General features: G+C 63.5%; 16 protein-coding genes and 1 pseudogene. 14 read left to right on the top strand and 3 right to left on the bottom strand.

Annotated features, from left to right (window positions below; all coding sequences use genetic code 11):
• Window positions 1-290 precede the first annotated feature (290 nt).
• A pseudogene (locus NKI52_RS04125) lies at window positions 291-596 on the bottom strand (ABC transporter permease); the annotation flags it as partial.
• A gap of 117 nt (window positions 597-713) precedes the next feature.
• On the opposite strand from NKI52_RS04125, the gene NKI52_RS04120 reads away from it, so the two are divergent.
• The 11 genes from NKI52_RS04120 to NKI52_RS04070 all read left to right on the top strand — a co-directional run bounded on the left by NKI52_RS04120 (window position 714) and on the right by NKI52_RS04070 (window position 14,259).
• A complete protein-coding gene (locus NKI52_RS04120; RefSeq protein ID WP_023676288.1) occupies window positions 714-1,313 on the top strand; it encodes an ANTAR domain-containing response regulator in 600 nt (199 codons plus the stop codon).
• A 2-nt stretch (window positions 1,314-1,315) separates the two neighbouring features.
• Entirely contained in the window at window positions 1,316-2,554 is a 1,239-nt protein-coding gene (locus NKI52_RS04115) for a CmpA/NrtA family ABC transporter substrate-binding protein (protein WP_352591068.1), read from the top strand.
• A gap of 358 nt (window positions 2,555-2,912) precedes the next feature.
• Window positions 2,913-4,229 carry a CmpA/NrtA family ABC transporter substrate-binding protein gene (locus tag NKI52_RS04110; protein WP_352623312.1) on the top strand — a complete coding sequence of 439 codons (1,317 nt, stop codon included), beginning with the start codon at window positions 2,913-2,915 and terminating at the stop codon, window positions 4,227-4,229.
• Window positions 4,230-4,313: 84 nt separating this feature from the next.
• Window positions 4,314-5,210, top strand: coding sequence for a nitrate ABC transporter permease (gene ntrB / locus NKI52_RS04105; protein WP_352577824.1), 897 nt, complete (start codon window positions 4,314-4,316; stop codon window positions 5,208-5,210).
• A gap of 11 nt (window positions 5,211-5,221) precedes the next feature.
• Entirely contained in the window at window positions 5,222-6,019 is a 798-nt protein-coding gene (locus tag NKI52_RS04100) for an ABC transporter ATP-binding protein (protein ID WP_352577823.1), read from the top strand.
• A gap of 252 nt (window positions 6,020-6,271) precedes the next feature.
• A complete protein-coding gene (locus NKI52_RS04095) occupies window positions 6,272-6,610 on the top strand; it encodes a hypothetical protein (protein ID WP_352568359.1) in 339 nt (112 codons plus the stop codon).
• Between the two features lie 58 nt (window positions 6,611-6,668).
• A complete protein-coding gene (locus NKI52_RS04090) occupies window positions 6,669-7,970 on the top strand; it encodes an MFS transporter (protein WP_352568357.1) in 1,302 nt (433 codons plus the stop codon).
• A gap of 19 nt (window positions 7,971-7,989) precedes the next feature.
• A complete protein-coding gene (gene nirB / locus NKI52_RS04085; protein WP_023676296.1) occupies window positions 7,990-10,440 on the top strand; it encodes a nitrite reductase large subunit NirB in 2,451 nt (816 codons plus the stop codon).
• A gap of 65 nt (window positions 10,441-10,505) precedes the next feature.
• Window positions 10,506-10,835, top strand: a complete 330-nt coding sequence (nirD, locus tag NKI52_RS04080) for a nitrite reductase small subunit NirD (protein WP_023676297.1) — start codon at window positions 10,506-10,508, stop codon at window positions 10,833-10,835.
• A 3-nt stretch (window positions 10,836-10,838) separates the two neighbouring features.
• Window positions 10,839-13,670 carry a nitrate reductase gene (locus NKI52_RS04075; protein ID WP_352697119.1) on the top strand — a complete coding sequence of 944 codons (2,832 nt, stop codon included), beginning with the start codon at window positions 10,839-10,841 and terminating at the stop codon, window positions 13,668-13,670.
• Between the two features lie 103 nt (window positions 13,671-13,773).
• Window positions 13,774-14,259 (top strand): hypothetical protein, encoded by a 486-nt coding sequence (locus tag NKI52_RS04070; protein WP_023676299.1) that lies wholly within the window; start codon window positions 13,774-13,776, stop codon window positions 14,257-14,259.
• A gap of 25 nt (window positions 14,260-14,284) precedes the next feature.
• Here NKI52_RS04070 and NKI52_RS04065 read toward each other — a convergent pair whose 3' ends face one another.
• Window positions 14,285-15,316, bottom strand: a complete 1,032-nt coding sequence (locus NKI52_RS04065; protein WP_352623309.1) for a hydroxyacid dehydrogenase — start codon at window positions 15,314-15,316, stop codon at window positions 14,285-14,287.
• Window positions 15,317-15,493: 177 nt separating this feature from the next.
• Between NKI52_RS04065 and NKI52_RS04060 the strand changes: the two genes are divergently transcribed.
• Complete coding sequence (locus NKI52_RS04060) at window positions 15,494-16,930, top strand: aldehyde dehydrogenase family protein (RefSeq protein ID WP_031211677.1); 1,437 nt, start codon at window positions 15,494-15,496, stop codon at window positions 16,928-16,930.
• A gap of 37 nt (window positions 16,931-16,967) precedes the next feature.
• A complete protein-coding gene (locus NKI52_RS04055; RefSeq protein WP_023676303.1) occupies window positions 16,968-17,549 on the top strand; it encodes a DUF1349 domain-containing protein in 582 nt (193 codons plus the stop codon).
• 41 nt (window positions 17,550-17,590) lie between these two features.
• Here the strand turns inward: NKI52_RS04055 and NKI52_RS04050 are convergent, their stop codons facing one another.
• Complete coding sequence (locus NKI52_RS04050) at window positions 17,591-18,343, bottom strand: SDR family NAD(P)-dependent oxidoreductase (RefSeq protein WP_023676304.1); 753 nt, start codon at window positions 18,341-18,343, stop codon at window positions 17,591-17,593.
• A gap of 328 nt (window positions 18,344-18,671) precedes the next feature.
• Between NKI52_RS04050 and NKI52_RS04045 the strand changes: the two genes are divergently transcribed.
• Window positions 18,672-19,943 carry an O-antigen ligase family protein gene (locus NKI52_RS04045; protein ID WP_352697117.1) on the top strand — a complete coding sequence of 424 codons (1,272 nt, stop codon included), beginning with the start codon at window positions 18,672-18,674 and terminating at the stop codon, window positions 19,941-19,943.
• The last annotated feature ends 42 nt before the right edge of the window (window positions 19,944-19,985 follow it).

The following is a 19,985-nucleotide window of genomic DNA, read 5'->3' as shown; positions in this document are numbered from 1 at the left end:
GCACCCCCTTAACTGCAGCTTACGCCAATCCCGTCAGAGCCGACAGCCCCTTCCGCAAGCGCGGCTGTCTCGGGCTGCTATTGCAGCGCACACCCCAATTTGGCGAAGCAATCATACACTGGAATGGCGTGTCATAACTCGTTCGCTGAGGTCGGAATCGCGCGCCAAATCCGGACGTTACCACTGACCGGAGTGAGCGTCGTGATTGGGTCAAAGCAGCCCCCCGCCTCAGCTTCCCCCTATCTCTCCTCCACAATCCGCAAATAAGCCGCCGTCACAAACAGCACGATTTACCCAAACAATATCCACCACGCCCCTTCCGGCATCTGCAAAATCGTCAGCAGCGTCGTCAGCGCGGTGGGGATCAGCGCCGTTGATTGTGCCGGTGCAGCCGCCGCGGCCGCCGAAGATCGAGGTGCCGCCGACGACGGCGGCGGCCACCCAAGGCAGCACCAGCGGGTCGGCGAGCGACGGCCTTGATCAGGCCGATGTAGTGCAGTGCCGACGAGCACGCTCGAGATAACGTAGAGCGCCGTGATCACCTGCCAGCAGCGGACGCCGGACAGGCGCGTTGCCCGTTCGTTGTCGCCGACCGCCGCCCGCGACGCTGGCCGTCGCGTCCAATTCCTCAGGCGGCGCCTGGACGCCGGCTTTGTTTCCGTGAATCTCGCGATGCCGCATTGCACAATCGTCTCGCCTGCGCAAAATGCGGCATGATCCGCAAATCCCTCACTGTCCTGGTGATCGATGAGAACCACATCCGCGCTTCGATAATCGAAGCGGGATTGCGGGAGGCCGGGCATCAGCAGGTCACGGTCATCCATGACGTCGCCGGCATAGCGCGGCGGATCGCCGAGATCGAACCCGACGTGATCGTCATCGATCTCGAAAATCCCAACCGCGACATGCTCGAAAACATGTTCCAGCTTTCGCGCGTGGTGAAGCGGCCGATCGCCATGTTCGTCGACCGCTCCGATCAGGCTTCGATCGAAGCAGCGGTGGAAGCCGGAGTGTCGGCCTATGTCGTCGACGGCCTGCGTCAGGAGCGGGTCAAGCCGATCCTCGACATGGCAATCAGCCGCTTCAATGCGTTTTCGCGCATGGCGCGCGAACTGGAAGAAGCCCGCAGCGAATTGGAAAGCCGCAAGGTGATCGATCGAGCCAAGGGCATCCTGATGAAGTCGCGCGGCCTGTCGGAGGACGCGGCGTATACGCTGCTGCGCAAGACCGCCATGAACCAGAACCGCAAGATCGCCGAGATCGCCCAGAGCCTGGTAACGGCGGCAGGCCTGCTGGATCCCGAGGAGAGTTGAGAATGGCGGCCGAGCACCGGATCAATGCTGGCTTCATGCCGCTCTTCGACAGCGCTGTCCTAGTCGCGGCGAAGGAAATCGGCTTCGCCCTGCGTGAAGGCATCGACCTGACGCTCAACCGGGAAACATCCTGGGCCAACATCCGCGACCGCATCGCCATCGGCCATTTCGACCTGGCGCATATGCTGGGGCCGATGCCGATCGCCTGCAATCTGGGGCTGACGCCGCTCGCCTCCGATACGGTCGTGCCGTTCTCGCTCGGCCTCGGCGGCAATTGCGTGACGGTTTCGAACGAGGTCTGGGCCGGCATGGCCGCGCACGGCGCCCAACCCGATCTCGATCCGGCGCGGGCCGGCAAGGCATTGCGAGCGCTGATTCGCGAACGGGCGAATGGCGGCGGCGATCCGCTGCGCTTCGCCGTCGTCCATCCGCATTCCGGGCACAATTACGAATTGCGCTACTGGCTCGCCGCCTGCGGCATCGACCCGTCGCGTGAAATCGAGATCGTCATCGTGCCGCCCCCCTTCATGGCCGACGCACTCGCCGCCGGCAGGATCGACGGCTACTGCGTCGGCGAACCCTGGAACAGCGCCTCGGTCGTCGCGGGCACCGGCCATATCGCCACGGTCAAGGCGGCCATCTGGAAGACCAGCCCCGAGAAAGTCGTCGGCGTGCGCAAGGCATGGGCGGAAAGAGAGCCGGACGCGCTTTCAGCCCTGCTGCGTGCGCTTCATCACGCGGCGCGCTGGTGCCAGGATCCGGCAAACCGTGACGAACTCGCGGCCCTTATGGCGCAGCCGGCCTTCCTCGGGCTTGCGCCGGCGCTGCAGATGCCGATCCTCAGCGGGCATCTGGCGCTCGGCGGCGGCGCCGAACTGAGTGTCGGCGACTTCTTTCTGCCCTTCAACAAGGCGGCGAACTTCCCGTGGAAGAGCCATGCGCTGTGGTTCTACACGCAGATGGTGCGCTGGGGGCATGTCGCGCACACGCCGGAAAACCTCGCTATTGCCCGCGACTGCTACCGCCCCGATCTCTACCGCTCGGCGTTGAAGCCGCTTGGCGTAGCGCTTCCCGGTGCCAATGCCAAGGTCGAGGGCGCGCTGAAGGCCGCGACTCCGGTCGGTTCGGCGGGGGCAAGCCTGGTGCTCGGTCCCGATGGTTTCTTCGATGGCCAGATCTTCGATCCCGACGAGATCGACGCCTACATTGCCGGCCAGAAATTGGCGCGCGCCGAAGTCTGATCATTTCGGCGGCATTCTTGTGCGCTGCACAAAAAATGTGCGTGCAACTGCGCTAATGAACAATCTTTGGCTTGCTCGCCCAGCGGGCCGGCGCGCCGACGATTTTGGCATGTCGTTGATCTCGTTGATGTTTGTCATCCATTCCGAAACTGGCACGGTTCCTGCGTTGCAATAGGCAGACTCTTCTCGGGTCACGGAATAGGCGTCCAATGGCGGGCGCTACAGGCAACGCTGCCGCTCAGGTCAACACGCGATCCCGGATGGACGGACGCGCGCGGCCTGGCCGGCGGCTTTTTTGTTTTGGTCGAACACGCAATCGACGGCGCCGATCCCAAGCCGCGCCCAACCGGAGATGACGATGACGAAAAGCACCAATAGCCATTCCGCCCAAACGGCGATCAGCCGCCGCGATTTCCTGAGGATCAGCGCGGCCACCGCGGCAACGCTGGCCGCGGCGCGTGCGCTGCTGCCCTCCGGCGCCTATGCGGCGCCCGCCGCGCCGGAAGTCACCGGCGCCAAGCTCGGCTTCATAGCGCTGACCGATGCGGCGCCGCTGATGATTGCCAAGGAGAAAGGCCTGTTCGAGAAATTCGGCATGCCCGACGTCGAGGTGCTCAAGCAGGCCTCCTGGGGGGCGACGCGCGATAATCTGGTGCTCGGCGGCGAAGCCAACGGCATTGACGGCGCCCATATCCTGACGCCGATGCCTTATCTGATGCACACCGGCAAGGTGACTCAAAACAAGCAGCCGCTGCCGATGGCGATCGTGGCCCGGCTCAACTACGACTGCCAGGGCATTTCTGTCGCCCAGGAATATGCCGGCACCGGTGTCGGCCTCGACGCCTCCAAGCTGAAGGACGCCTTCGCTGCGAAAAAGGCCGCAGGCAAGGAGGTGAAGGCCGCCATGACCTTCCCGGGCGGCACGCACGATCTTTGGCTGCGCTACTGGCTGGCTGCCGGCGGCATCGATCCCGACAAGGACGTCTCGACCATCGTCGTGCCGCCGCCGCAGATGGTCGCCAACATGAAGGTCGGCAACATGGACGTGTTCTGTGTCGGCGAGCCGTGGAACGAGCAGCTCGTCCACCAGGGCGTCGGCTTCACCGCCGCCACCACCGGCGAACTGTGGAAGGGCCATCCGGAAAAGGCGCTCGGCCTGCGCGCCGCCTTCATCGACAAGTACCCGAACTCCACCAAGGCGATCCTGATGGCCGTCATGGAAGCCCAGCAATGGTGCGAAGCCAAGGAAAACAAGGACGAGATGGCCGCCATCATCGGCAAGCGGCAATGGATGAACGTGCCGACTGCCGACATCATCGGCCGCCTCAAGGGCGACATCAATTACGGCAATGGCCGCGTCGCCAACGGCACCGATCTCTACATGAAGTTCTGGCAGGGCGGCGTGTCCTATCCCTTCAAGAGCCACGACAGCTGGTTCCTCGCCGAAAACATCCGCTGGGGCAAGTTCGCGCCGACCACCGACATCAAGGCGCTGGTCGCCCAGGTCAATCGCGAGGATCTGTGGCGAGAAGCGGCCAAGGATCTTGGTGTCGCCGCGGCCGATATCCCGGCGTCTTCATCGCGCGGCGTCGAGACCTTCTTCGACGGCAAGGTCTTCGATCCGGAGAACCCGTCCGCCTATCTCGACAGCCTGAAGATCAAGGCATCGGCCTGAACGGTGCAAACGGCGCTCGCGCCGTTTGTCGCCACAAGCGCAACGGCGCCGCTTGTCGCCAAATGCCAAAGGAACGTTCGAGAAATGTCTATCCAAGCCATCGAGGACCGCAAGGTGAAGCCGTTCCCCGCGCCTGCCAAGCCCGCCGAAATCATCGCCTTCACCGCCAGGGCGCGGCGCCGCTTCGACCCGGCCGCGATCGCAGGCAAGCTGGCCAGCACGCTGGTGCCGCCGGTCATCGTCATCACCATTATGCTCGTCGTCTGGCAGGTCGCCTGTTCGTCGCCCACAGCCAGCCTGCCACCGCCAAGCCAAGTTTGGAACGAGGCCTATGACCTGATCGCCCATCCGTTCTTCAACAATGGCCCGCAGGACATTGGACTCGCCTGGCGGGTGCTGATCTCGCTGCAGCGCGTCGCCATCGGCTTTGGCCTTGCGGCTGTCGTCGGCGTCGCGCTCGGCGCGCTGGTTGGCCAGTCGATCTGGGCGATGCGCGGTCTCGATCCGGTGTTCCAGATCCTGCGCACGGTACCGCCGCTCGCCTGGCTGCCGCTGTCGCTGGCGGCGTTCCGCGATTCCAGCCCGTCGGCGATCTTCGTCATCTTCATCACCTCGATCTGGCCGGTGATCATCAACACCGCCGTCGGCGTCCGTAACATTCCAGAGGACTATCGCAACGTCTCCCGCATCCTCAGGCTCAACCAGCTCGAATTCTTCGTGAAGATCATGGTGCCGGCCGCGGCACCTTACATCTTCACCGGCCTGCGCATCGGCATCGGCCTGTCGTGGCTGGCCATCGTCGCCGCCGAAATGCTGACCGGCGGCGTCGGCATCGGCTTCTTCATCTGGGATGCCTGGAACTCGTCGCGGCTGCCCGACATCATTGTCGCGCTCGCCTATATCGGCGTCACCGGTTTCTGCCTCGACCGCCTGGTCGCGGCGGTCGGCGCCTTCGTCACCCGCGGCACAACGGCAAAGTGAGGAGAGGGACGATGACGGCCTATCTGAAACTCGACCATATCGACAAATCCTTCGCCCGCGGCAGCCAGGTCAGCGACGTGCTGAAGGACATCCGGCTGACCATCGACAAAGGCGAATTCGTCTCGATCATCGGCCATTCCGGCTGCGGCAAGTCGACCTTGCTCAACCTGATCGCCGGCCTGACCAAGGTCTCGGCCGGCGCGGTTCTGTTGGATGACAAGGAGGTCGATAGTCCCGGCCCGGAACGCGCCGTGGTGTTCCAGAACCACAGCCTGCTGCCATGGCTCACCGTCTACGAAAACATCAATTTGGCAGTCACGAAGGTCTTTGGCCGGAGCAAGAGCCGGGCCGAGCGGCATGAATGGATCATCCGCAATCTCGATCTCGTTCAGATGGCGCATGCCAAGGACAAACGTCCGGCCGAGATTTCGGGCGGCATGAAGCAGCGCGTCGGCATCGCCCGGGCGCTGGCCATGGAGCCGAAGATCCTGCTGCTCGACGAGCCGTTCGGGGCGCTCGACGCGCTGACGCGCGCGCATCTGCAGGACGCGGTGATGGATATCCATTCGAGGCTCGGCTCGACGACGATCATGATCACCCATGATGTCGACGAGGCGGTGCTGTTGTCCGACCGCATCGTCATGATGACCAACGGCCCGGCGGCCACCATCGGCGAGGTTCTTGCCGTGCCGCTGGCCCGGCCGCGCCGGCGCATCGAGCTTTCCTCCGACCGCACCTTCCTGCGCTGCCGCGAGGCGGTGCTGAAATTCCTCTACGAACGCCACCGCTTCGTCGAAGCCGCGGAGTAAGGCCATAGCGGGAAAACTCGTCATCATCATTGGCAATCTGCATCGGCAATGGGCAATCTACCGCATTGCACAAATATTATGCTGCTGTGCAAGGCATTTTGACTAATCTTTGATCCGCTGCCGAGCTTGGTCAAAAGTCGCGCGGCTGCGGTTCATATTGATTTCATTCGATAATTAAGAGCGCTGTCGAATTGGCACGCTTCCTGCTTTCCAAAATGTAGGGTCCGCAAGGGCCAAGTGAAACGGCGTCCAATGGCGGGCGCCACAGGCAAAGCTGCCGCTCAGGTCCACACGCGCTCCCGGAACCCCGGACGCGAAGACCTGGCCGGCGGCTTTTTTGTTTTGACGCAATCGACGGCGCTGGTCCCAAGCGGCGCCCAACCGGAGACGACGATGACGAAACGGATTGGAACTGGCGCTTCCCTCGCGGACTTCACGCGCCGCGATTTTCTGGCCGTCAGCGCGCTGACGGCGGCGCTGTTCACCGCCGCGCTCCTCCTCTTTCCCGCCGGCGCCAAGACTGACGGCAAGGGTCTCGAAGTGACCGCGCAAAGGTCGGTTTCAACCAGTTCGCCGATGCTGCGCCGCTGACAGTCGCGAACGAACAGACAAGGGCGGTGCCTCCCACGCCGCAAACCGGAGCCAGAAAATGACCGCAAATCTCCCAGCCGCGCCCAGCCAGGACAGCGCTCCCCGGCAGGCGCTTGCCATGTCCACCATCGCCTTCACCGTCTGCTTCGCGGTGTGGACGATCTTTTCAATCATCGGCGTGCGCATAAAGCAGGAGCTGGGGCTGAACGAGACGGAGTTCGGCCTGCTCGTCGGCACGCCGATCCTCACCGGCTCGCTCGTCCGTATGGTGCTCGGTGTCTGGACCGACCGTTTTGGCGGACGGCTGGTATACACCGCGACCATGCTTGCGGCGGCGGTCGCGACCTTTCTGCTCGCTTTTGCGCACACCTACGGGCAGATGCTGGTCGCCGCACTAGGCGTTGGGCTCGCCGGCGGTTCCTTCGCCGTCGGTGTCGCCTATGTCTCGCGCTTCTTCCCGGCCGGCAAGCAGGGTACGGCGCTTGGCATTTTCGGTGTCGGCAATGTCGGCGCCGCGGTCACCAAGTTCCTGGCACCGTTCGTGCTTCTCTCCTGGGGCTGGCAGTCGGTCGCGCTGATCTGGGCGGCAGCACTCGTCGTCATGGCCGCCGTCTTCTGGTTCACGACCGGCGACGATCCAGTCATCCGCGAGCGCCGCGCCGGCAAGGCAGCGCCCGCGAGAAGCTTCTTGCAGGAATTCGCGCCGCTCAAGAACCTGCAGGTCTGGCGCTTCGCCTTCTATTATTTCTTCGCCTTCGGTGCATTCGTGGCGCTCTCGCTGTGGCTGCCCCGCTACCTGATCGGCGTCTACGGCTTCGGGCTTGCGACCGCCGGCATGATCGGGGCGGCCTATTCAATTCCGGCAAGTATTTTCCGCGCCTATGGCGGCGTGCTTTCCGACCGGATCGGCGCCCGGACCGTGCTCTACTGCACCTTCGCTGTCAGTGCCGTCGCGACTCTCGTTCTGTCTCTCCCCTCGGCAGACTACGTCGTGCGCGGTATCAGCGGGCCGATCGCCTTCCATTTCGAGATCGGCCCGCTGGCCTTCATAGCCGTTGCCTGTGTGCTCGGCTTCTTCATGAGCCTCGGCAAGGCCGCCGTCTACAAGCACATCCCGGCTTACTATCCGCAGAGTGTCGGCGCGGTCGGCGGCGTTGTCGGCATGATTGGCGGGCTCGGCGGCTTTATCCTGCCAATCGCCTTCGGCGTGCTCAACGACCTCACCGGCGTCTGGTCGAGCTGCTTCATGCTGCTCTTCGTCATCGTCGCCACCTGCTTTGCCTGGATGCATTCTTCCATCCGGCGGATGGAGCGCACGGCGTCTGACGAAGCTTCAGGCCTTTCCTACGCGGCTGAGTGAGACCGGAGTGGATCAGGACATGACCGAGAAACTCGTTATCATTGGCAACGGCATGGCCCCCGGGCGCATGCTGGAGCACCTCCTGGAAAAGGCGCCTGGGCGCTACCAGGTCACCATCTTCAACGCCGAGCCGCGCGTGAACTACGACCGCATCATGCTCTCGCCGGTTCTGTCGGGCGAAAAGGCCTATGAGGAGATCATCATCCATGGCGACGGCTGGTACATCAAGCACGGCATCACCCTCTACAAGGGCCACAAGATCGTCGCCATCGACCGGCAGGCAAAGACCGTCACCTCCGATCATGGCGTGACCGAGCCCTACGACAAGCTCGTCATCGCCACCGGCTCGGTGCCGTTTATCATTCCGGTGCCAGGCCATGATCTGCCCGGCGTGCTCACGTATCGCGATCTCGATGACGTCCGGGCGATGATGCTTGCCGCCCAGTCGCGGGCCAAGGCGGTGGTCATCGGCGGCGGCCTGCTCGGCCTGGAAGCGGCTGCGGGTCTGAACGCGCAAGGGATGGACGTCACCGTGCTGCACGTCATGCCGACGCTGATGGAGCGTCAGCTCGATCCGGCCGCCGGATATCTCCTGCAGCGCGCCGTCGAGCAGCGCGGCATCAAGGTCATCACCAAGGCCAACACCCAGGCGATCACCGGCAACGGCAAGGTGGAGCGGGTGGAGCTTGCCGACGGCACAGTCATTCCCGCAACGCTCGTCGTCATGGCGGTGGGCATCAGGCCGAATGCGGCGCTGGCGAAGGAAGCCGGCATTGCGGTCAATCGCGGCATCGTCGTCGACGCCGGCATGCGCAGCAACGATCCCGATATCTACGCAATCGGCGAATGCGCCGAGGTCAACGGCCAGGTCTACGGGCTGGTCGCGCCGCTTTACGAGATGGCGCGCGTCGCCGCCAGCCATCTGGCCGGCAATGAGGCGGCGGCTTTCGTCCACATGGACACGCCGACCAAGCTCAAGGTCACCGGCATCGAGCTGTTCTCGCTCGGCGACTTCGCCGAGGGCGATGACCGCCAGGAGATCGTGCTGCGCGATGCCGCGGCCGGCGTCTACAAGCGCCTGGTACTCAAGGACGACCGCATCATCGGCACCGTGCTCTATGGCGAGACGGCGGACGGCGCCTGGTTCAACGACCTCAAGAAGAAGCAGACCGACATATCCGAGATGCGCGATACGCTCATCTTCGGCCAGTCCTACCAGGGAGGCGCCCCACTGGACCCTATGGCGGCCGTTGCAGCCTTGCCGGATGATGCGGAAATCTGCGGTTGCAACGGCGTATGCAAGGGAAAGATCACCGGCGCGATCACGGCCAGGGGCTTGACCTCGCTCGACGACGTGCGCGCCCACACCAAGGCGTCGGCGTCCTGCGGCTCCTGCACCGGGCTGGTCGAAAAGCTGATGGTGCTGACCATCGGCGACAAATACAACCCCGCGGCGGTCCAGCCGATGTGCAGCTGCACCGCGCTTGGCCATGACGAGGTCCGCCGGCTGATCAAGGCCAAGGGCTTGAAGACCATTCCCGCCGTCATGCAGGAACTGGAGTGGAAGACCTCCTGCGGCTGCGCCAAATGCCGGCCGGCGCTCAACTATTATCTCGTCTGCGACTGGCCCGACGAATACGCCGACGATTACCAGTCGCGCTTCATCAACGAGCGCGTCCACGCCAACATCCAAAAGGACGGCACCTATTCGGTAGTGCCGCGCATGTGGGGTGGCGTCACCAACGCCGCCGAATTGCGCGCGATCGCCGACGTCGTCGACAAGTTCGAGATCCCGATGGTCAAGGTCACCGGCGGCCAGCGCATCGACATGCTCGGCATCCGCAAGGAAGACCTGCCGGCGGTATGGGCCGATCTCGGCCAGGCTGGCTTCGTCTCCGGCCACGCCTACGCCAAGGGACTGCGCACGGTGAAGACCTGCGTCGGCTCGGACTGGTGCCGCTTCGGCACGCAGGATTCGACCGGCTTGGGCATCCGTATCGAAAAATTCATGTGGGGCTCGTGGACCCCGGCCAAGGTCAAGATGGCGGTGTCGGGCTGCCCGCGAAACTGTGCCGAGGCGACCTGCAAGGATGTCGGCGTGATCTGCGTCGATAGCGGCTACGAGATCCATTTCGCCGGCGCCGCCGGTCTCGACATCAAGGGCACCGAAGTGCTCGGCCTGGTCAAGACCGAGGACGAGGCGCTGGAGCATATCGTGGCGTTGACGCAGATGTATCGCGAGCAGGGCCGCTATCTCGAGCGTATCTACAAATGGGCCAAGCGCGTCGGCATAGCTGAGATCAAGCGTCAGATCATGGACGATGGCGAGAAGCGCAAAGCCTATTTCGACCGCTTCGTCTTTTCGCAGAAATTCGCCCAGGTCGACCCATGGTCGGAACGTGCTTCCGGCAAGGACAAGCATGAATTCCGGCCGATGGCTTCGGTCGGCTTTGCCCAGGCGGCGGAGTAGGCGCGTGTTCCCGAAAAGTGGAATGCGTTTTCGGACAAGAACACGCGCAAAAGAGGAATAGCCACATGAACTGGGTATCGATAGGCACGCTCTCGGACATTCCGCGTCGCGGCGCGCGCTGCGTCGCCACGCCCGAAGGCAAGATCGCCGTCTTCCGCACGGCCGACGATCAAGTCTTCGCCATCGACGACCATTGCCCGCACAAAGGTGGGCCGCTCAGCCAGGGCATCGTCCATGGCACGGCGGTGACCTGTCCCTTGCACAATTGGGTGATCTCGCTGGAGACAGGCAAGGCGCTCGGCGCGGACGAGGGCGCGGTGCGCACCATTGCGGTGCGGATCGACGGCGAGCGGCTGTTCATTGCGCTGGAAGCGCTGGCCAGCCGCGCGGCGTGAACCATGCAGATTGATGAAGCGCGCGAGGTGAGGACCACCTGCCCCTATTGCGGGGTGGGTTGCGGCGTGCTGGCGAAGGTCGCCGCGGACGGTGAACTAACCGTTCGTGGCGACCCGGACCACCCGGCGAATTTCGGCCGGCTCTGCTCCAAAGGCTCGGCGCTGGCTGAGACCATCGACCTCGACGGCAGGTTGCTATACCCGGAGATCCGCGGTCGCCGCACCGACTGGGACGAAGCGCTCGACCTTGTCGCTTCGACCTTCTCGCAAACCATTGCCGAACACGGCCCCGGTTCGGTCGCCTTTTATGTTTCCGGCCAGTTGCTGACCGAGGACTATTACGTCGCCAACAAGCTGATGAAAGGCTTTATCGGCTCGGCCAATATCGACACCAATTCGCGCCTGTGCATGGCCTCGTCGGTCGCCGGCCACCGCCGCGCCTTTGGCTCGGACACCGTTCCGGGAAATTACGAGGATCTGGAACTTGCCGACCTGATCGTGCTGGTCGGCTCCAATCTCGCCTGGTGCCATCCGGTACTCTACCAGCGCATTGCCGCTGCCCGGGAAAAGCGGCCCGAGATGAAGGTGGTGCTGATCGACCCTCGCCGCACGATGACCTCAGACATCGCCGACATGCATCTGGCGATCGCGCCCGATGGCGACGTCGCTTTGTTCACCGGGCTGCTCGCCTATCTCGGCCAGCACAACGCGCTGGACCGCACCTATATCACGGCGCACACGACCGGCTTCGGGCAAGCGCTTTTCGCCGCCTCGGCGCTCGATCTTGCCGGCATCGCGGCTGCCACGGGTCTCAGTGAGGACGAACTGGCCCGCTTCTACAGCCTGTTTGCCGCGACGGCGAAGACGGTGACCGTCTACAGCCAGGGCGTGAACCAGTCGTCTTCGGGCACCGACAAGGTCAACGCCATCATCAACTGCCATCTAGCCACCGGCCGCATAGGCAAGCCCGGCGCCGGGCCGTTCTCGGTGACCGGCCAGCCCAACGCCATGGGCGGCCGTGAGGTCGGCGGCATGGCCAACATGCTGGCCGCCCACATGGAGATCGAAAACCCCGAGCACCGCGAACGCGTGCAGCGCTTCTGGAATGCCCCAACCGTCGCCGAAAAACCCGGCCTGAAAGCGGTCGAGATGTTCCAAGCGGTGGCCGACGGACGCATCAAGGCGCTGTGGATCATGGCCACCAACCCGGTCGATTCGATGCCGGACGCCGATGCCGTCGAGGCGGCGATCAGGGCCTGCCCGTTTGTTGTGGTCTCGGACGTGCTGGGCGAGACCGACACGGTCCGCCACGCCCATGTCCGGCTGCCGGCCACCGCATGGGGCGAAAAGGATGGCACCGTCACCAATTCGGAGCGCCGCATCTCGCGCCAGCGGGCTTTTTTGGCCAGGCCCGGCGAGGCAAGGCCAGATTGGTGGATCATCGCTGAAGTCGCCAAGCGGATGGGCTTCGGCGAGGCTTTTTCGCATGTGTCGCCGGCCGACATCTTCGCCGAGCACGCGGCGCTGTCGGGCTTCGAGAATGATGGCGTTCGCGATTTTGATATAGGCGCGTACGCCGGGATTGATGCACGGACGTATGAGGAGTTGGCGCCATTCCAATGGCCAGCGCCGAGCCAAGGCACCCCCCTCTGGCCTGCCGGCCATCTCCCCCTCAAGGGGAGAGATTGGATGTCGCCACCGGTTTCGCCAATCGTTGCCATTGCTGAAAAGGCGGTGCCGGCAAAGCCGCCAATCTCCCCCCTTGAGGGGGAGATGGCCGGCAGGCCAGAGGGGGGTGTTCAGGCTGGACATAGCTCAGCCAGCACCCGCTTCTTCGCCAACGGCAATTTCTACACGCCCGACGGCAAGGCGCGCTTCATTGCCATCCGCCCAGCCGCACAAACCCGCACCAACCCGGACTACCCGCTCGTCCTCAACACCGGGCGCGTCCGCGACCATTGGCACACCATGACGCGGACCGGCAAGAGCCCGCGCCTGTCGCAGCACATGGCCGAACCGTTCGTCGAAATCCACCCGGCGGATGCGCAGCACTATGGTATCGGCGATGCCGACATCGTGCGCGTCTCGACTGGCCATGGCGAGGTGCTGGTCCGCGCGCTGGTGACGGTGCGCCAACGCCAAGGCTCTGTATTCGTTCCGATGCACTGGACCGATCAGATCTCCGCCCGCGCGCGTGTCGATGCACTGGTCCCGCCGACGACCGATGCGATTTCAGGTCAGCCGGCCTCGAAGAACGTTGCCGCCCGCATCCAGCGGTTCGCCGCCACTGCCTTCGGCTTCGCCGTGCTTGCCGAACGACCCGCATCGATCGACGCCGATTACTGGAGCCTCGCCCGCTGCCCCGCCGGCTGGCGCCTTGAAATTGCGCTGCAGTCCGGCCGTGACTGGACCGGGTTTGCCGCCTCGCTGTTCGGCCTCGAAGGCGAGACGCTCGCCTATCACGACATCGCCGGCGGGCACCATCGCTTCGCCCGTTTCGCGGGCAATCGGCTGGTCGGCGCGTTCTATCTTGCGCCTACCCCGGTAGCGGTGTCGCGCGGCTGGGCGGTCGAACAACTTGGTGCTGACCATGCCGATCGGCAGGCGCGGCTGGCGATTGTCGCCGGGCGGCCGGGCGGCAACAGCGTCGACCGCGGTGCCATCGTCTGCGCCTGTTTCGGGGTCGGTGCCAACCAGATCGCGGAAGCGGTACGCGGCGGCTGTACCAGCGTCGCGGCAATCGGCGCCGCCCTTCACGCCGGCACCAATTGCGGCTCTTGCCGCGCCGAGATCAAGACCATTATCGACGGGCGGCGTCTGCAAGCTGCGGAGTGATGCGCCGAGGAACTCTGCCGCGCCGCTGCATGATGCTTACTAGCAATTTACAAACCATGGGCTACCAACGTTCTGACTTCGATTCGCTCGGAACGGGAGCCTCATGAGCAAAGCCCTGACCTCATTCGCGCTTGCCGCCGTGCTGACGGCCTTGCTGATGGCGCTCAGCCTGGCGGTGGCCAGGCATGGCTATCCCTATGGCGCGATCGGCGCCAAGCGCTTGAGCGACGTCGCCGATGCGGGGACGTTCATTCCGCTCGCGGCGATCTATTTTTTCAGCGCACTGCTGATGATGGTTCTGCCGATCAGGCTCGCTGGCATCGTCCTGACACATGCCGCCGATGCGATCTTCTGGACGGTCATCGTGTTGTTTGCGCTCATCGTTGGATGTCTCGCCGCGAGATTTGCTTTCGGTCAGCGCGATGTGCTCTCCGCACTCCTGAACTGGCGCTTCCTGTTTGTCGCAGGCGTCGTCGGATGCCATCTGTTCATCAACGAGCTGCGCCGCAACATCTTGTTGAGAAGCCTGTTCTTCGTCATCTTCGCCGCAGCGACACTGGCCTGCCTGTTTTGGTCCTTCACCGTCTGAGCATGTGCGACCGTCGGCAGGCGGCTTAATTCTTGTCGACCGGCTTCGAACGCATTCGCGAAACGGTCTCACGCTCGGCCCGCTTCGAACGCATCGGCGGCAGGCCGCGGTCGATCAGGTCCATGTCTTCCAGCACCATGTCGCCCATCCGCTTGAAGGCGATGTCAAGCGCGCCGGCCCGGTGGGCGGAGCGCAGGAACCCCGGCAACGTACGGACCGGGTGATCCTGGGCCAGAGGCTCCTCAGGAAAAACATCGCTGGCGGCGACGATATGGCCGCTGCGGACGACGTCCATCAGTGCCGGGAAATCGACCACGCCGGCTCGGCTGAGCAGGATGAAAGCGGCTCCCTTGCGCATCCTGGCAAACGCCTCGGCGCCGAGGAAGCCCTGGTTTTCGCTGGTCACCGAAGCGACGACGAAGACGAAATCGCTGTTCGACAGAACGTCGTCAAGAGAGGCCGGCTCGACGCCGTTTTCGATCAGGATCGACGGCGGCAGCCACGGGTCGAAGACTTTTGTCCGCGTGCGAAAGCCTGACAGCAGCCGGTTGAGCGCACGGCCAAGATCGCCGAAGCCGATAATGCCGACATCCGCGCCGGAAAGAAGCCGCGCCGTCCGGTTGCCGTCGCCGCCCCACAGCTCCTTGCCCTGACGAAATGCGAGATCGGCGTCGACGATTCCGCGGGCGAGGTTGAGCGCCATGGCAAGGCCGAGCTCGGCCACCGGCTCTGCAAACACCAGCCCGGTGGTGACGACATGGATGCCGCGCGAAAACAGCGCCTCGTACGGCATGTTGTCGATAAGGTTGCTCTCGACATTGAAGACGCAGCGCAGCGCCTTCATTTTCTCCAGCGTCTCCGGCGTGATCGGCGGCTGGCCGACAATGTAGCGCGCCTCGCCAAGGATATCGGCCGGCAGCGCCGCGACACCTTCAGGCGATGTTTCGACGATGCGGTATTTCGATCGAAATTTCGCCAGCGCAGCCGGCGTGAAGATCAGGTCGAGCGTGCGCGGTTCGGGTGCGCTGATCACCAGCGGCAAGGCGCTGTCGGACATGATACTTTACCTCCCGTGCGATCCGCGTCGCACCACACAAGAATCGTCTTTTCCCGCCCCCGACACCTATCACATGCCTGTCGAGAAGGAGAAGTTTGCCTTCTTCGGCCTTGCGGTGCGGCGGTCGGTGGTCCAGATAGACGGCGATCGAAGGACGACAAGGAAGACAGCAACATGATCCCGTTTCGAAAGAACCTCATCGATGGCGAGTGGGTAGGCGATGCCGGCTCCCGCAACATCAACCCGTCCAATCTCGACGACGTGGTCGGCGAATATGCATCGGGGGGCGCGGAGCATGCTCGGCAGGCCATCGCCGCGGCGAAAGCGGCATTTCCGGCATGGTCCCGATCGGGCCTGCTGGCACGCCATGCGGTGCTGAGGAAGACGTCGGACGAGATCACCGCGCGGAAAGATGAAATAGGCCGGGCGTTGGCGCGCGAAGAAGGCAAGACACTGGTCGAGGGCATCGGCGAGACTGTGCGGGCCGCCCAGATATTCGATTTTTTCGCCGGCGAGGCGTTGCGCCTGTCGGGCGAGCTGGTGCCAAGCGTGCGGCCCGGCGTCGGCGTCGAGATCACCCGCGAAGCGGTCGGCGTCGTCGGCATCATCACGCCGTGGAATTTCCCGATCGCCATTCCGGCTTGGAAAATCGCTCCGGCGCTGGCCTACGGCAACACCATCGTCTTCAAGCCGGCGGAACTCGTTCCGGAGAGCGCCTGGACCATTGTCGACATCCTGCACCGCGCCGGGCTGCCCAAGGGTGTGCTCAACCTGGTGATGGGCAAAGGTTCGGTGGTCGGCCAGGCCATGCTCGACAGTCCTGACCTCAACGCCATCACCTTCACCGGCTCGGTCGGCACCGGCAAGCGCGTCGCCGCCGCCAGCGTCGAGCACATGCGCAAGTTCCAGCTCGAAATGGGCGGCAAGAACCCGCTTGTGGTGCTCGACGATGCCGACCTTGCCGTCGCCGTCGACTGCGCCATCAACGGTGCCTACTTCTCGACCGGCCAGCGCTGCACGGCGTCGTCCCGGCTGGTGGTGACGGACGGCATCCACGACCGCTTCGTCGAGGTGCTCAAGGACCGCATGGCCAAGCTGATCGTCGGCGACGCTCTCGATGCCAAGACGCAGATCGGGCCGGTTGTCGACCAGAGCCAGCTCAAACAGGACGAGGACTATATCGCCATCGGACGTCAGGAAGGTGCCGATCTCGCCTTCGGCGGCGAGCGGCTCGATCGCGAAACCCGCGGCTTCTATTTGCAGCCTGCGCTGTTCACCGAAACCACCAACGCCATGCGCATCTCGCGCGAGGAGATTTTCGGCCCGGTCGCCAACGTCATCCGCGTCAAGGATTATGACGAGGCGCTGGCGGTGGCCAACGACACGCCGTTCGGGCTGACGTCCGGCATCTGCACCTCGAGCCTCAAGCATGCCACGCACTTCAAGCGCAATTCGGAAGCCGGCATGGTCATGGTCAATCTGCCGACGGCCGGCGTCGACTTCCATGTGCCTTTCGGCGGGCGCAAGGGATCGAGCTACGGCCCGCGCGAGCAGGGCCGCTATGCCGCAGAGTTCTACACCACGGTGAAGACCGCTTACACGTTTGCCGGCTAAGAAAAGGCGGCAGACCAGCCAGGCAGCGAGCAAGTCGATGGCATCTGAGAATACGGACCTGACCTGGCTCAATCCGCCGCCGCACCACGCCTTCGGCAACAATACGGTGCATGTACGGACCGGTGAGGAGACCGACTTCTGGCGCGAGACGTTCTACGGCTTCTGGCGCGACAATGGCCATTTCCTCTATCGTGAGGTCGAGGGCGATTTCAGCGCCGAAGTCACGGTCAAGGGGCACTATGAGGTGCTTTACGATCAGGCCGGGCTTATGGTCCGCCTGAGCGAGACGCACTGGATCAAGGCCGGCATCGAATACACCGACGGGCTGATGTATTTTTCCGTCGTCGTCACCAACGATGCCTCCGACTGGTCGCTGGCCAGCATTCCGGCCGATCCGGACGGGGTCAGGATCCGCATGACCCGCCATGCCGAGACGATCCGCGTCCAGTATCGCGACGCATCTGACAAGCACTGGAAACCGGTGCGGCTTGCCTATTTCCCGCCGTCGAAAACGGTCGATGTCGGCATGATGTGCTGTTCGCCGCAGCGCGAGGGCTTCGAAGTGACATTCAGCGATTTTTCGATCGGCCCGCCGATCTCGCGGGAGCTTCACGACTGAGGCGCCGCGATCCGGTCGGGCGGTTTGCGTCCGGCCCCGCCTCAGTAGGTCGCCCGGCCGCCGGAGACGTCGAAGACGGCCGCCGTCGTGAACGAGCATTCCTCGGACGCGATCCAGCAAATCAGCGCCGCCACCTCCTCGACCTCGCCGAACCGCGCCATCGGTATTTTGGACAGCATGAAGTCGATGTGTTGCTGGCTCATCTGCTGGAAGATCGCGGTGCGCACGGCCGCCGGCGTGACGCAGTTCACCGTTACTTTGGTCTTGGCCAGTTCCTTGCCGAGCGATTTGGTCATGCCGATCACCGCCGCCTTGGAGGTGCTGTAGGCCGAGGCGTTCGGGTTACCTTCCTTGCCGGCAATCGAGGCGATGTTGATGATCCTGCCGTAATTGCGTTCGAGCATATGCGGGACCAGCGCCTTGTTGCAGAAGAAGACGCCGTTGATGTTGATGTCGGTGACCCGGCGCCAATCCTCCACCGAATACTCCCAGGTCGTCATGTTCGGCCCGGTGATGGCAGCACTGGTGACAAGGACATCGACCGCGCCAAGCGCTTCGATCGTCTCTCCGGCGGCGGCTTCGACCGCTATGGGGTCGGCGACGTCTAAGGTGACGCTGTGCAGGCCTGGAACAATGGCCTTGGCCTGCTCGATCTGGGCGGCATCGCGATCCCAGACCGAAACACGCCCGCCTTCGTCAGTGATCCTTTGCGCGACGGCCAGGCCGATGCCTGAGGCGCCGCCGGTGATAACAGCAGATCGTCCGGCAAATCGTCCCGCGAAACTCATCGGCATGTGGTCTTCCTCCCAATGGGCGGCGAATGTGAAGTCAACGGCGGACAAGTTCAAGCGCGGACTTGCAACCTCAGAACAGCTTATGATGGGCCAGCACCGGTCAATTGTACGGCACTGCCTTCTGGCCAAATCGTCTCGCCCGGTATGGAGAGAACGGCTGGAACGACGCGCCCGGTTGGCATCCGGGTGACAGGCGGCGCCGGATGGGTTATATTGCACTGCACAATGCGAGCGCCTGCAGGCGAGGCTCCCATCGATCCGACGAATCGGCCCACGAGCGGCCCATGAAATCGGCATTGAGCTGCAAGGACGGAAAACCGCTATCGAGATGAAGATTCCAAAATCTCTGTTGATCGATCCGGACAAGAACACGGTCTATGGCAGCTTTGCCGTTGCCGTCTCGATCTGGGCGTTCTCCTACTCGACCATTTTCGGCCAGGCCATGATCCTGGCCTACTATGCAGTCTGGCTGCCGCTCATCCTGGTCGACTACCGCAAGATATTAAGGCACGCTTCCAGCGCCTGGCTTCCGCTGGCCTTTGCAACCTATGTCTGCTTCTCGGTGTTCTGGTCGGCAGCTCCCGGCACAACGGCAAGGACGGCCGTCCAATATTGCTCCCATATCGCCTGCGCCTACATTGCCGCGCGCACCATCAGCGTCCGGACCTTGACCATAGGCGCCCTGATCGGGATCTTCGTCGTCCTGCTCTACTCGCTCAAGGTCGCGAGCTATTCCTACGACGTTCTCGATGGGACGTATAATTTCGTCGGCGCGTTCAGCTCCAAGAACCAGATCGGCTTTGTCGCATCGCTTGGCATCTATTTCTGCGTTGTCTACCTCGCCTTTCTCAGGCGCGGCCGGATAAGCTGTTTGTTGATCGTACCGATTGTCCTTCTATCGGGCTATCTGCTGGTGGTGTCGCATTCCGCCACTTCGATGGCATCTACCCCCGCGGTTCTCGCTCTGGTCGCCCTGCTTTCCATCGGCAAGCTGCTTTCGCTCCGCCATCGCCGGGTGATTTTCATGATCGGTGCGGGCGGGCTGGTCGCCTGCACCGTGATTGCGCTGAATCTCGGGCTGATGGACTTTGTCCTTGGCCTTTTCGGCAAGGATTCGACGCTCACCGGACGAACCTACCTCTGGCAACAGGGCTGGAATGCCGCGCAGCAATCGCCCATCCTCGGCGTCGGCTACGCGGCTTATTGGGTGCAGGGCTTCTCCGAGGCCGAGCGGCTGTGGAACGAATTCTATATCGCCGCGCGAAGCGGCTTCCACTTCCACAACACCTACATCGAGACCTTGGTGGAACTCGGCTTCGTCGGCGCGACACTGCTTTCGCTGATCATCGTGCGCACGCTCTGGGGTCACGTCTCGGCGCTGATATTCAGGACATGGCAAGCCGACTCCGTGATTCTTGCCGGTGTCATGGTGCTTCTGTTCATCCGATCCTTCGTCGAGGTCGAGACCCTCAATCCCTACATCATGGGATCGTTCCTGCTGTACTACAGCTACTTCAAGCTGGTGAGGGTGCCGGCCGTCGCTCCTTCCCGGTGGAGCGCCGTGAACCATCTCGAGGAGCCGGACGCGGTGGGAGGCTAGAGCGGGCGGATCCAGGCGGTTCGTTGCCCGAAGGCCGCCTTG

Origin of the sequence: Mesorhizobium sp. M0590 (genome assembly GCF_040320905.1) — a bacterium.
GTDB lineage: Bacteria > Pseudomonadota > Alphaproteobacteria > Rhizobiales > Rhizobiaceae > Mesorhizobium.
Note: the sequence above shows the minus strand (reverse complement) of the source record. Positions and strands in the feature narration are given on the sequence as shown.